Here is a 12,969-nt window from a genome sequence, read left to right on the forward strand (position 1 = left end):
GGCGGGGCGCAGCGACTACAGCTCGACCGGGTACACCGGCTCGCTGATCTGCGGCACCACGCTGTGCTCGACAAAAATCGCGTGCCACAGCATGAAGATCAGCATCGTCCACAGCCTCCGGCTGTGATCGCTGTCGCCCACCCGGTGTTCGTCGAGCATCTGCCGTACCGCGGCCAGGTCCACCAGGTGGCCGGCCTGCGAGGCCCCCACCATCTCGTACGCCCATTCCTGCAGCTCGCCGGCGCGCAGCCAATGCCGGATGGGTACCGGAAAACCGAGTTTGGGCCGGTTCAGCACGTGTGCGGGCACGATGGGTTCCAGCGCGCGCCGCAGGGCGTACTTGGTAGTGGTCCGGGTGATCTTGGCCTGATAGGGCAGCCGTGCAGCCACCGCGAACACCTCGGGATCCAGAAACGGCACCCGCAGCTCCAGCGAATTGGCCATGGTCATCTTGTCGGCCTTGACCAGGATGTCACCGCGCAGCCAGGTGAACAGGTCGAGATGTTGCATCCGGGCCACCGGATCCCAACCGGCCGATTCGGCGTAGATGGACGCTGTCACGTCGGTATGCGTCCAGTCCTCCCGAAATCGCGGCAGTACGCCGCGCAACTGTTCGTCGGAGAAACTGCGGGCATTGCCGTAGTAGCGCTCCTCGAGCGTCAGCGATCCGCGATGCAGCAGGCTCTTGCCGCGCATGCCGTCGGGCAGCGGCTTGGACACCCGTCCCATCGACCGCCGCACCGACCGCGGCAGGTAATCGAACGGTTTCAGCGACAGCGGCTCCCGGTAGATCGTGTAGCCGCCGAACAGTTCGTCGGCGCCTTCACCGGACAGCACGACCTTGACGTGCTTGCGTGCCTCGCGGGCGACGAAGAAGAGCGGGACCAGCGCCGGGTCGGCCACCGGTTCGTCGAGGTACCAGACAATCTCGGGCAGCGCGGTCACGAACTCCTCAGCGCTGACCACCTTGGCGATGTGGCGGGCGCCGATCGCCTCCGCGGATGCCACCGCGACGTCGAGTTCGGAGAAGCCTTCACGCTCGAAACCGGTGGTGAATGTGATCAGGCGCGGGTTGTGCCGGATCGCCAGGGCGGCGATTGCCGTGGAATCGATGCCGCCGGACAGAAACGACCCGACGGTGACGTCTGCGCGCATGTGTTTGGCGACCGAATCCTCCAGCACCGCGGTGATCTCGTCGTAACGCGCCTGTTCGGTGCCTGACCTGATCGGCACCGCAGCGAATTTCGGGAAGAAGTAGCGGGTGACCACCGGGTCGGCTCCCGGCTGGATCCGGGCGTAGCAACCCGACTCGAGCCGGCGCACACCCCGGTGCAGCGTTTCGGGTTCGGGCACGTACTGCAGGACCGTGTAGTGCTGCACGGCCCGCTCGTCGATCGCTCCGTCGAAGCCCACCAGGTCGGCGAGGTCGAGCAGGCATTTTTTCTCACTGGCCAGCGCGGTGCCGCCAAACCCGGTCGCCATGAACAGAGGCTTGATGCCGAACGGGTCGCGGGCGCAAAACAGCTCGCGCGTGACCGTGTCCCACAGCGCGAAGGCGAACATGCCGCGCAACCGCTTGAGCACGCCGGTGCCCCAGAAGTGGAACCCCGCGACGATGGCTTCCCCGTCGCCGTCGGTGGCGAAGACCGCGGCGTGCCGGGCGCGCAGTTCCTCACGCAGCTCGAGGTAGTTGTAGATCTCGCCGTTGAACACCAGCACGTAGCGGTCGGGTGCCTCCGGCGGCCCCCAGCGCAGGGGTTGGTGGGAATGCGCGATGTCGATGATGCAGAGCCGGTTGAACCCGAATACCACCGAACCGTCGGCGTCCGGGTCGGCCCAGGTGCCTGGTTCGTCTGGCCCGCGGTGTCGCATCAGGTGTGATGCGCGGGCTATCGCGCCGTCGGCCTGCGCGGCACACGCCGCGGCAGCATCGGCTCCGTCGGGGCCCTCTGGGGCCGCCGGAGCGGCGACGAAGGCCAGCAGTCCACACACGGCGCCCCAGTATGCCGCACTATCGGCGACCTTGTGATGTCGCCGTGCATGCCGCACCCGGCGGGTCGCGGTGACCAGGCAGTCGCCCGCGGGAGCGGTGTGGTCTACGCTGCGTAGTATTCGACATCGGAGTTAGACCGAGTTAGCGAAAGGCCAGTCGGCCCAGCTTGCGATACAGGAGGCGTCAACGTGACACGTCGCGGGCAAGATAGTTCGCAGAGCTTGTCGCAGTGCAGGTCTCGGCACCGTTCCGGAAAGGCGCGTGGCCTGTCCCGCCGTTCTCGTCCGCTGGCGCTCACCGTGGCCCTGGGCGTGCTGGCGCTCACCCTCAGTGGCTGCTCCTGGCAGGATGCGCTGGCGCTCGGCTGGCCGACGGGTATTACCCACGAAGGCCAACTCAACCGGCAGCTGTGGATCGGGGCCGTCATCGCCTCGCTGGTCGTTGGCGTCATCGTGTGGGCGCTCATCTTCTGGGCGTGCGCGTTCCACCGGAAGAAGAAGACCGATGACGACCTGCCGCGGCAATTCGGCTACAACATGCCGCTGGAGTTGGTGCTCACCGTCACGCCCTTCCTGATCATCTCGGTGTTGTTCTATTTCACGGTCGTGGTGCAAGAAAAGATGACGCACCTGGCCAAGGACCCCGAGGTGGTAATCGACATCACTTCGTTCCAGTGGAACTGGAAGTTCGGCTACCAGCGGGTCGCGTTCAAAGACGGCACGTTCAACTACGACGGTGCCGACGAGGCCAAGAAGAAGGCGATGACCTCCAAGCCGGAGGGCAAGGACCGCCACGGTGAGGAAATCGTCGGGCCCGTCAAGGGACTCAACACCGAGGACCGCACCTATCTGAACTTCGACAAGGTCGAGGTGCTGGGTACCAGTACCGAGATCCCGATCCTGGTGCTGCCGGCCCACAAGCGCATCGAGTTTCAGATGGCGTCAGCTGACGTGATCCACGACTGGTGGGTGCCGGAATTCCTGTTCAAGCGCGACGTGATCCCGAACCCGGAGGCGAACCACTCCGAGAACCGTTTCCAGGTCGAGGAGATCACCAGGACCGGCGCGTTCGTCGGGCACTGCGCCGAGCTGTGCGGCACCTATCACGCGATGATGAACTTCGAGGTGCGGGTGGTGGAGCCCAACGACTTTGTCGCCTACCTGCAACAGCGGATTGCCGGCAAGACCAATGCCGAAGCCCTGCAGGCGATCAACCAGCCGCCGCTGGCGATCACCACACATCCGTTCGAAACCCGCCGCGGCGAATTGGCCCCGAGCCCAAGAGGTTAGGACAACTCATGCACATCGAAGCCCGGTTGTTCGAGTTCATCGCCGCATTCTTCATAGTGGTGACGGTGCTCTACGGCGTGTTGACCGCCGTGTTCTCCCCCGGTGGGGTCGAGTGGGCCGGCACCACCGCGCTGGCGTTGACGGCCGGTTTGGCGCTGATCGTGGCCACTTTCTTCCGGTTCGTGGCCCGTCGCCTCGACACCCGTCCCGAGGACTACGAAGGCGCCGAGATCAGCGACGGCGCAGGGGAGTTGGGCTTCTTCAGCCCGCACAGCTGGTGGCCGATCATGATCGCCCTGTCCGGATCGGTGACCGCGGTCGGTATGGGTCTGTGGCTCCCGTGGCTGATCGTGGCGGGAGTGGTGTTCATCCTCTCGTCGGTGGCCGGGCTGGTCTTTGAGTATTACGTCGGGCCAGAGAAACACTGATTGGATCCGAAAGGTCACAATCTGGTCACCAGTTGACCGGTGGGCAGTTTGCCAAGGGACCTCTGTCCCGGCCGGTTCGGTAGGGTTTCCGGGGCACGATGAGTTTTCACCAAGTGCACGGAAGCAGCCGCGGGGCCCCGCGCGCTGGTGAGGTAGTTGGACAGGGTAGGCAGACATGAGCGGGCCGCATCCGCCGGGACGGGATCCTGACGAACCCGACCCTGCAAGCGAGCTCTCCGAACCTGAATTCGCCAGCGCCGGTGATGAGTTCGATCACATCGACGAGCTGGAGCCGCTCGACGGCGGCGCCGAGGTGGAACCCGCAGCCGAAACCGACGCCTACTCGCGGGCCTACTCTGCGCCCGAGTCCGAGCTCTTCACCGGTGGGCCGTACCTGCCCGGCGACCTCGCCCTGTATGACTACGACAGCTACGACGAAATAGACGCCGAGGACGACCGTTCGCCGCGCTGGCCGTGGGTAGTTGGCGTGGCGGCGATTCTGGCGGCGATTTCGCTGGTGGCTGCGGTGTCACTGCTGGTAACGCACACGAACACCACTCAACGCGCCAACCCGGCCACCACCACCTCGTCGGCGCCGCCGGCGCAGGACCAGATCACCACCACCAAGCCGCCACCCTCGTCAGAGCCACCGCCCCCCTCCTCTGAGCCGCCCCCGCCGCCGCCACCCACAGAGACTCCCACCGCAACGGAGACGCAGACAGTAACCGTGACCCCTCCGCCACCACCGCCACCGCCGCCGACTAGCGCCGCGCCCCCGCCGGCGACCACCTCAAGCGCGGCGGCACCGCCGCCGACGACCACGACGCCGACCGGGCCTCGTCAGGTCACCTACTCGGTAACCGGGACCAAGGCGCCGGGCGACATCATCTCGGTGACCTATGTCGATGCGTCGGGCCGGCGGCGCACGCAGCACAACGTGTACATCCCGTGGTCGATGACCGTCACCCCGATCTCCCAATCGGAGGTGGGCTCGGTGGAGGCGTCCAGCCTCTTCCGCGTCAGCCGACTCAACTGCTCCATCATCACCAGTGACGGAACGGTGTTGTCCTCCAACACCAACGACTCACCACAGACGAGCTGCTGATGGTCGGCAGGTATTCGGCATATCGCCGTGGCCCGGACCCGGTGGTCAATCCGCAGATCATCGACCGCGTCATGATGGGGGCCTGCGCCGCCATCTGGCTGGTGCTGGTCGGTGTCAGCGTCGCGGCCGTTGTCGCTCTGGCGGACCTGGGCCGGGGCTTTCAGAAGATGACGCGGACTCCGCATACCACCTGGGTGCTCTATGCGGTCATCGTTGTCTCCGCGCTGATCATCGCCGGCGCCATCCCGGTGCTGTTGCGGGCCCGCCGGATGACGCATTCCGAGCCGGTGGTGCGGTCACGGGCGCTACAGGGCGGGGCGATCCGGCCCGCCAGGCAGGGCGGGCGCACGGGGTCTCGACTTCCGGTCGAGCAGGCGCGTCGCGATCCGGTGAAAGCGTATGGGGCGCTTGACGAATGGTCCGGAGAGGTAGTGGACAGGATCTGGCTGCGTGGCGCTCTCGCGCTGACCAGCGTGATCGGTACGTCGCTGATCGCCGTCGCGGTGGCCACCTATCTGATGGCCGCCGGGCATGAAGGGGCGTCCTGGATCAGCTACGGGTTCGCGGGCGTGATCGCGGCCGGGCTGCCGGTGGTCGAGATTCTCTATGTGCGGCAGCTGCGCCGGGGCCAGGTCGCGCACTAGTTCGTCCGGTTTTTGCCATTCGTACGCCGCGCCTGGGCACGAATGTGCCGGGAGCGACCCCCGGAATGGCCACCGAAAAGGCCTACAAAAAGGCTGGGCGCCGCTATGCGGCGCCCAGCCTGCTGCGTACTGCCTTTCTAGCTGTGCCCGTTGCTCGAACCGTTGGAGCCGTTGGAGCCGTTGGAAGAGCCGTTGGAGCCTTCCTGGCGCTCGCGCAGGGCGGTGAGCGCCCGGTGCTCGGCCGCATGGCTCGCCTCGCGCAGTGCCGAGTCCTGCGACGCCGGGTCGGCGAACAGGAAACTGCCGCTACCCGGTGAGCCGGCTGAGCCCAATTTGTTCATCTTCTTGGGCAGGGCCGCACCCTGGTAGGCGAGCGGAAGCGGGTGGCCGTGGGCGTCGACCGGCCCGAGCGGCTGATGCAGCTCGATGTAGGCGCCGTGCGGCAAGCGCTTGATGATGCCCGTCTCGACCCCGTGCTCGAGCACCGCACGGTCACTGCGCTGCAATCCGACGGCCCAGCGGTAGGTGATGAAGTACACCAGCGGCGGCAGGACCACCATGCCGATGCGCCCGATCCACGTCGTCGCATTCAGTGAGATGTGGAACTTGAACGCGATGATGTCGTTCATGGCACACAGCGTCAGCACCATGTAGAAGGTGATGGCCATCGCGCCGATCGCGGTGCGCACCGGTGCGTCCCGCGGTCGAACCAGCAGGTTGTGGTGCGCGTAGTCGCGGGTGAACCGCTTCTCCAGGAACGGGTAGACGATCAGCAGGACGAAGACCAGACCCATGATGATCGCGACCCAGACGACGGCCGGGATCGTGTGGTGCCAGAAGTAGAACTCCCATGGCGGCCAGATGCGGGCCAGGCCCTCGGTCCACATCATGTAGAAGTCCGGCTGTGAGCCCGCCGACACCTGAGATGGCTTGTAGGGGCCCAGGTTCCAGATCGGGTTGATCTGCAACAGGCCACCCATCAGGCCCAGCACGCCGACGATGCAGGCGAAGAAGGCGCCCGACTTGAACGCGAAGGTCGGCATGACGCGCACACCGACCACGTTGTGCTCGGTGCGGCCCGGACCGGGGAACTGGGTGTGCTTCTGGAACCACACCAAGGCCATGTGTGCGCCGATCAGCGCCAGGATGATGCCCGGGAGCAACAGGATGTGCAGGGCGTAGAGCCGGGGGATCAGGATGGTGCCCGGGAAGTCGCCGCCGAACAGCGCCCAGTGCAGCCAGGTGCCGATCACCGGCATGCCCAGCGTGATCGACGACAGCGCCGCGCGCAGACCGATACCTGACAGCAGGTCATCGGGCAGCGAGTAGCCGAAGTAGCCCTCGAACATGGACAGGATCAGCAACAGCGAGCCGATGACCCAGTTGGCTTCGCGGGGCCGGCGGAACGCGCCGGTGAAGAAGATGCGGGCCATGTGCACCATGATCGACGCCGAGAACATCAGCGCCGCCCAGTGGTGGATCTGACGGACGAACAGACCACCCCGGACCTCGAAGGAGATGTTCAGGGCCGTTTCGTAGGCCCGCGACATCTCGACGCCGCGCAGCGGCTGGTACACGCCGTTGTAGGTGACCTCCGCCATCGACGGGTCGAAGAACAAGGTCAGGTACACGCCGGTGATCAGCAGCACGATGAAGCTGTACAGCGCGATCTCACCCAGCAGGAACGACCAGTGCGTCGGGAACACCTTGTTGAGCTGGCGACGCACCGCCGCGGACGGGTGGTAGCGAGAGTCGATGTCATTGCCCTGGCGGGCCAGGACGTCACCGATTTTCGGGGGACTCAATTTCGGACTCATGTTGTTGTGCGCTCCCAGAATGCCGGTCCCACGGGTTCGATGAAGTCACCGTTGGCGACGAAATACCCGTCGGAGTCGATTGTGATGGGCAGCTGCGCCAGCGCACGGGCCGCCGGGCCGAAGATCGGCTTGGCGAAGTGCAGCGCGTCGAACTGCGACTGGTGACATGGGCACAAGATTCGGTAGGACTGTTGCTCATAAAGCGATGCGGGACAACCCAAGTGCGAGCATACCTTGGTGTAGGCGAAGAACTCGCCGAAGTTGAAGCTCTCCTGGCCCTGACGCTTGACCACGCGGTCCACGTCGCCGGGCTTGATCCGGATGAGCATGACCGGATTGCGGACACCCAGCGAGATCGCCGACAACTTCTCGTGCGATTCCACCGTGGTGCCGTCGCCGTCCGACTCCCGCCATGGGAAGACCGTCTCCATGCCGCCGGCGTCCAAGTCTTCGGGGCGCATCTTGATGTACGGAGGTCCGTCATGGGCCCCGGTGGCACGCGCCAGATAGATCGTTTCGCCCTTGTAGCGCGGCGTCCAACCCGATGTCCACAGCTCAGCCTTCATGCCCTCGGCGGTGGGGACAACCGGTTTCCACGGGTTCTTGATGAGGCCACCGGCAAACGCCACCAGGGTGCCCAGCCCGAATGCGCCCAGGCCTATTCCCAGGGATGCGCCGATCAGCTTGCGGCGACCGACCGTCGAACCCTCGTATGCGTCGGCCAGGTTGGCCACCACCGTCTTGCGGTCGATCTCCCGAGAGGCGCCGTCGTGGCGGTCCTGAATCGTGATCTCTTCGGGGATAAAGCGTTTCTGCAACAGCACCGCGCCGATGGCGATCGACAGGATGGACATCCCGAAGGTGAAGCCGTACAGCGGGGTGGCCAGCGAGTACAACAGGTTGCCCGAGCTGCCGGTCGGCTTGTACTCCCACGGCCAGAACAGGAAGACCAGCAGCAGAGCGAGTCCGAAGAGCCCGCCCAGCAAAAGCCATAGGGCGACCCCGCGCTCGGCGCGCTTCTCGGCTTTGGTGCCCTCGACGGGCCAGCGCGGCTCCTTGTAGACGATCTGGACGCCGTCGATATTGCCGCCCAGTTCCAGAAGCTCCTCGCGGGACATGGCAGCCAGTGCCGCGTCGTCCGGTTCGCGGGCGCCCATGTGGGTGTCGGTGTCGGTGTCGGAGCTGGCCTTGTCAGCGGCTCTCGTCACGTCCGAACCGTCGCTCATGATCGCGCCCCAATCCACAGTGCCAGCCCGATGGCCGAGACCATGCCGATGATCCACATGGCCATGCCCTCCGGCGCGGGTCCGAATCCACCCAGTCCATAGCCACCAGGGGAGCGTTCCTCGGCGGCGGTCCGCACATAGGCGATGATGTCCTTCTTCGATTCGAAGGACAGCTGACGGTCGGAGAACTTCGGCATGTTCTGTGGGCCGGTCAGCATCGCGGTGAGGATCTGCTGCTCGTTGGCCTCGCCGAGGTCGGGTGCGTACTTACCGGACGACAGCGCGCCGCCCTTGCCGGTGAAGTTGTGGCAGGAGGCGCAGTTCAGCCGGAACAGGTCGCCGCCGCGGCCCAGGTCGCTGCCGCGCAGCGATTGCATGGCGAGGCTGCCGTCGGGGTTGCGCACGACGGTGGGGCCACCGCCGCTGGCCTGCACGTAGGCGCCGATCGCGTCGATCTGGGCCTCGTCGAAGATCGGTTCCTTGCGCGGTGCCTGCGCCTCACCGCGCATGGCGGGCATCCGGCCCGTCGACACCTGGAAGTAGACGGCCGCCTCACCGACGCCGATCAGGCTGGGCCCGTGATCGGGCACACCCTGCAGGTTGGCTCCGTGGCACGACACGCACGAGGTGTCGAACAGTTGCTTGCCGGTGCGCAGCAGTGCCGAGCCCGATTCGTCGGCGACCGCGACCTGCGGTGTCGGCGTGAGCACGGCCGCCAGACCACCGGCGATGGTCAGGGCGATCAGCAGCAACAGTCCGCCGGACAGCCGGCGGCGCAGACGCCGTCGGGAGCGACCACTCTTGCTGCCACCGGATCGGGTGAACCCCAGTCTCTTCAACTGAGCACTCCTGTCATTTCCTGGTAACGGGGCCTCATGCGGGGCGGCGGCTCTAACGGATGAAATAGATCACGGCGAACAACGCGATCCACACGATGTCGACGAAGTGCCAGTAATACGAGACAACGATGCTGGCGGTTGCCTGTGCCGGGGTGAACTTGCTCATAGTGGTGCGCACCAGCAGGAAAATGAACGCGATCAGACCGCCGGTGACGTGCAGGCCGTGAAAGCCGGTGGCCAGATAGAACACGCTGCCATAGGCGCTGCCGGGGATGGTGGTGCCGTGTTGAACGAGGTGTACGTACTCGTAGGCCTGCCCGAGGATGAAGAAGAACCCCATCAGGAACGTGATCACATACCAGCGGCGCAGCCCGAAAACGTCGCCACGCTCGGCCGCGAACACGCCCATCTGGCAGGTGAACGACGACGCGATCAGCACCAGCGTCACCGGCACGGCCTGATACAGATTCAGTTCGGTCGGCGGCGGTGGCCAGTTCCCGCCGGCCTGCGCTCGCGCCGTGAAGTAGAACGCGAACAGGCCAGCAAAGAACATGAGCTCGCTGGATAGCCACACTATGGTGCCAACACTGACCATATTGGGCCGGTTCAGCGAATGCACTCGCGACGTAATCGCAGTACCCGAGGTCCCTACAGCACTCGTCACATCCGCAAGTATGACGCTTTGTAGTTGTCGAAGACTACCCGGGTCAGAAATTTCCGAGATTTCGTGTCGGATGGGACCATCGGCGGCGTGGCTGCGTCGTCCGAGGCTCGTTCGTCCACCGCGCCGTCGTGGCCGCGGGTGCTGGGGCGACTGACGGATCGGCAGAACCTGCTGCGCGGCCAGGCCGCCTGGGCGATGGACCAGATCATGGCCGGCACGGCGCAGCCGGCCCAGATCGCGGCCTTTGCGGTGGCGATGAAGATGAAGGGCCCGACGTCCGAGGAAGTCAGCGAACTGGCCGGCGTGATGCTCGACCATGCCCTTCCCATGCCGATCGACGGGATGCCGGATGACGCCGTCGACGTCGTCGGCACCGGTGGGGACGGCGTCAACACGGTCAACCTGTCCACCATGGCGTCGATCGTGGTGGCGGCTACCGGTGTGCCGGTGGTCAAGCATGGCAACCGGGCGGCGTCCTCGTTGTCGGGTGGCGCCGACACGCTCGAGGCGCTGGGAGTGCGCATCGATCTGGGTCCCGAACAGGTCGCGCGCAGCGTTGCCGAGGTGGGCATCGGGTTTTGCTTCGCGCCGCAATTCCATCCGTCGTACCGACATGCGTCCGCGGTGCGCCGCGAGATCGGGGTGCCGACGGTGTTCAATCTTCTTGGGCCACTTACCAATCCCGCCAGACCGCGGGCCGGCTTGATCGGCTGCGCCTTCGCCGACCTGGCCGAGGTGATGGCCGGCGTCTTTGCCGCACGCCGCTCCAGCGTGCTGGTGGTGCATGGCGATGACGGTCTCGACGAGCTCACCACGACCACCACGAGCACGATCTGGCGGGTGCAGGCCGGCACGGTGGACAAGCTCAAGTTCGATCCCGCGGGGTTTGGCTTCGCGCGGGCCGAGCTCGACGAGCTGCGCGGTGGGGACGCAGCGGCCAATGCCGCCGAGGTGCGTGCGGTGCTGGCCGGAGTCCGAGGGCCGGTGCGTGACGCCGTGGTGCTCAACGCCGCCGGCGCACTGGTTGCGCATGCGGGGCTATCCAGCCGCGCTGAATGGTTGCCGGCCTGGGAGGACGGGTTGACCAAGGCCCGCGCCGCGATCGACAGCGGTGCGGCCGAACACCTGCTCGCGCGATGGGTGCGGTTCAGCCAGCAGGTCTGACTGCGCCTCCGCCTGGCGACCGGCCAGCCGGGCCGAACGGGCCGCCGCCGCCCAGGCTGCCCAGGTGCCCGCCGCGCCGAGCGGCGAGGCCCAGCCCTGCGGGCCGGTCACCCGCACGATGCGCACCCCGGGGGCAGCCAGCCAGCGCGCGATCAGCGCGGTCTCCTCGACCAGCGCACCGCCCAGCGGGGCTGAGGACGGCAGGACCGCCTGCGCGCCGGCCTGGATCGCGTCCACCACCGGCATCGGCGGAACGCCGCGCCCAGCGCCACCCGCTGCGGCGAGTTGGCCGTAACGGACAACCGCAAACTGGTAGCCGCCGTCCGCGTCGGGTGCCGCGGCGATCAGCTCGGGGAGCGTGGCGAGGGCCCGCAGCCGCTGCCCGCGCCACAACGCCTCGACGGCGGTGGCGACGTGGTCGCGCAGCCGGGCCGCGCTCTCGTAGTGACGGCGCTCGGCCAGCGCCGTGACCTGGGCGACGGCCGCGGTCAGTGCAGAGTTGTCCGTCCCCGCGATCAGGGCCGTAGCGCGTCGCGTCGCCTCGGTGTACAGCTCGGCCGGCACGCCGCGGGCGGCGGGACAGGGCGACAGCTCGACGTCGGGACAGGCCGGGCCATGCAGCGCAGCACGTCCCAGCCGCTTGGTGCACGTCCGCACGCCGGTGAAGCGGGCAAGCAGTGCCGCGGTGTCGGCTGCGTCGGTGCGAGAGCGGAAAGGGCCGATGGCGTGCTCGTGCCGTGGGTTGCGGACCACCGAGAACCGGGGGAACGGTTCATCGGTGAGCACGACCCACCACCAGCGGTGGGGGAACTTCGAGCGGCGGTTGTACGGCGGGGCGTGCGCGGCCAGTAGCCGCAGCTCCCGAACGCCCGCTTCCAGCGCGTGCGCGCATTCCACATGGTCGACGGCGCCGGCCAGGACGACCATCTCCTTCATCCGGCCGCGCGGGTCGGTGCCGTTGAAGTATTGGCTCACCCGGCGCCGCAGGTCGACGGCCGTGCCGATGTAAAGCACCTCCCCGGACGGGCCGCGAAACAGATATACGCCCGGCCGGTGCGGCAGACCGTCGGCCAGCACCCGTTTGCGGCGCTGCGCCGGGGTGACGTCCGGCAGGTACGAGCGCAGGTCGGTGTAGGTGTGGATGCCCTGATTGCCGACTCTCTCGATGAGTGCATGCAGTACGTCGACGGTGGCGCGGGCGTCGTCGAGGGCGCGGTGGGTGGGCTGAGTGGCCACGGCGAAGATCCGTGCGAGCTCGGCCAACCGCACACTGGGCGCTTCTTCGCGGCTCAGCACCCGGCGCGCCAGCCGGACGGTGCACAACACACGGGGTCGCGGCCAGCTGATGTGACACCGTTCGGCCGCGGCGCGCAAGAACCCGATGTCAAAGCCGGCGTTGTGGGCCACCAGTACCGAGTCTCCGGCGAACTCGAAGAACATCGGTAACACGGCGTCGATCGTCGGAGCGTCACACACCATCGCGGTGGTGATCCCGGTCAGCCGCACGATCTGGGGCGGGATGCTGCGCTGCGGGTCGACCAGGGTGGCGAATTCACCGAGGACCGCACCGCCGCGCACCTTGACCGCGCCTATCTCGGTGATCGCATCCGCAGTGGCGGCCTCGCGGGCCTTGGCGCGTCCACCCGTGGTCTCCAGGTCGACCACCACGAAGGTGGTCTCGCGCAGCGGCAGCTCATCCGGGGCGCCCCAGCGGTCCAAGCCGGCGAAGCTGAGTTGAGTTCCACCGGTAGCACCCATGACGGTGAGGCTAGGCAGGCGCACCGACACCGACCGGTTCCC

10 protein-coding genes and 1 pseudogene are annotated in these 12,969 nt (G+C 66.8%); 5 read left to right on the top strand and 6 right to left on the bottom strand.

What is annotated here, in order from left to right:
- Positions 1-15: 15 nt before the first annotated feature.
- The gene (gene asnB, locus AC5Y7D_RS27025; protein WP_499928910.1) at positions 16-1,992 is read right to left on the bottom strand and encodes an asparagine synthase (glutamine-hydrolyzing); all 1,977 of its coding nucleotides are present in this window, start codon (positions 1,990-1,992) and stop codon (positions 16-18) included.
- Between the two features lie 222 nt (positions 1,993-2,214).
- Here asnB and ctaC point away from each other — a divergent pair, with 222 nt between their 5' ends.
- The 4 genes from ctaC (at position 2,215) to AC5Y7D_RS27045 (ending at position 5,459) form a co-directional block, all read left to right on the top strand.
- Positions 2,215-3,282 (top strand): aa3-type cytochrome oxidase subunit II, encoded by a 1,068-nt coding sequence (gene ctaC, locus AC5Y7D_RS27030; RefSeq protein WP_499928912.1) that lies wholly within the window; start codon positions 2,215-2,217, stop codon positions 3,280-3,282.
- An 8-nt stretch (positions 3,283-3,290) separates the two neighbouring features.
- On the top strand, positions 3,291-3,710 hold the full coding sequence (locus tag AC5Y7D_RS27035) for a cytochrome c oxidase subunit 4 (RefSeq protein WP_499928914.1): 420 nt from the start codon (positions 3,291-3,293) through the stop codon (positions 3,708-3,710).
- A gap of 175 nt (positions 3,711-3,885) precedes the next feature.
- Positions 3,886-4,815 carry an MmpS family transport accessory protein gene (locus tag AC5Y7D_RS27040; protein WP_499928916.1) on the top strand — a complete coding sequence of 310 codons (930 nt, stop codon included), beginning with the start codon at positions 3,886-3,888 and terminating at the stop codon, positions 4,813-4,815.
- Positions 4,815-5,459: a DUF2561 family protein gene (locus AC5Y7D_RS27045; RefSeq protein ID WP_499928918.1), complete on the top strand. Its 645-nt coding sequence runs from the start codon at positions 4,815-4,817 to the stop codon at positions 5,457-5,459. Before AC5Y7D_RS27040 ends, AC5Y7D_RS27045 begins: the two co-directional genes overlap by 1 nt.
- Positions 5,460-5,596: 137 nt before the next feature.
- On the opposite strand, the gene qcrB is transcribed toward AC5Y7D_RS27045, so the two are convergent.
- Genes qcrB through ctaE form a run of 4 tightly spaced genes read right to left on the bottom strand, consistent with a single transcriptional unit; the run spans position 5,597 to position 10,005 of the window.
- The gene (qcrB, locus tag AC5Y7D_RS27050) at positions 5,597-7,276 is read right to left on the bottom strand and encodes a cytochrome bc1 complex cytochrome b subunit (protein ID WP_499928920.1); all 1,680 of its coding nucleotides are present in this window, start codon (positions 7,274-7,276) and stop codon (positions 5,597-5,599) included.
- Entirely contained in the window at positions 7,273-8,502 is a 1,230-nt protein-coding gene (qcrA, locus tag AC5Y7D_RS27055; RefSeq protein WP_499928922.1) for a cytochrome bc1 complex Rieske iron-sulfur subunit, read from the bottom strand. Before qcrA ends, qcrB begins: the two co-directional genes overlap by 4 nt.
- A complete protein-coding gene (gene qcrC, locus AC5Y7D_RS27060; RefSeq protein ID WP_499928924.1) occupies positions 8,499-9,341 on the bottom strand; it encodes a cytochrome bc1 complex diheme cytochrome c subunit in 843 nt (280 codons plus the stop codon). The genes qcrA and qcrC overlap by 4 nt, the downstream gene beginning before the upstream one ends.
- 52 nt (positions 9,342-9,393) lie before the next feature.
- The gene (gene ctaE / locus AC5Y7D_RS27065) at positions 9,394-10,005 is read right to left on the bottom strand and encodes an aa3-type cytochrome oxidase subunit III (RefSeq protein ID WP_499928925.1); all 612 of its coding nucleotides are present in this window, start codon (positions 10,003-10,005) and stop codon (positions 9,394-9,396) included.
- 78 nt (positions 10,006-10,083) lie between these two features.
- Between ctaE and trpD the strand changes: the two genes are divergently transcribed.
- Positions 10,084-11,169 (top strand): anthranilate phosphoribosyltransferase, encoded by a 1,086-nt coding sequence (gene trpD, locus AC5Y7D_RS27070; protein ID WP_499928971.1) that lies wholly within the window; start codon positions 10,084-10,086, stop codon positions 11,167-11,169.
- Here the strand turns inward: trpD and AC5Y7D_RS27075 are convergent.
- A pseudogene (locus AC5Y7D_RS27075) lies at positions 11,107-12,927 on the bottom strand (DEDD exonuclease domain-containing protein); the annotation flags it as partial. The gene trpD and the pseudogene AC5Y7D_RS27075 sit on opposite strands and share 63 nt — an antisense overlap.
- Between the last annotated feature and the right edge of the window lie 42 nt (positions 12,928-12,969).

It is taken from the genome of Mycobacterium sp. NGS49 (assembly GCF_059812565.1).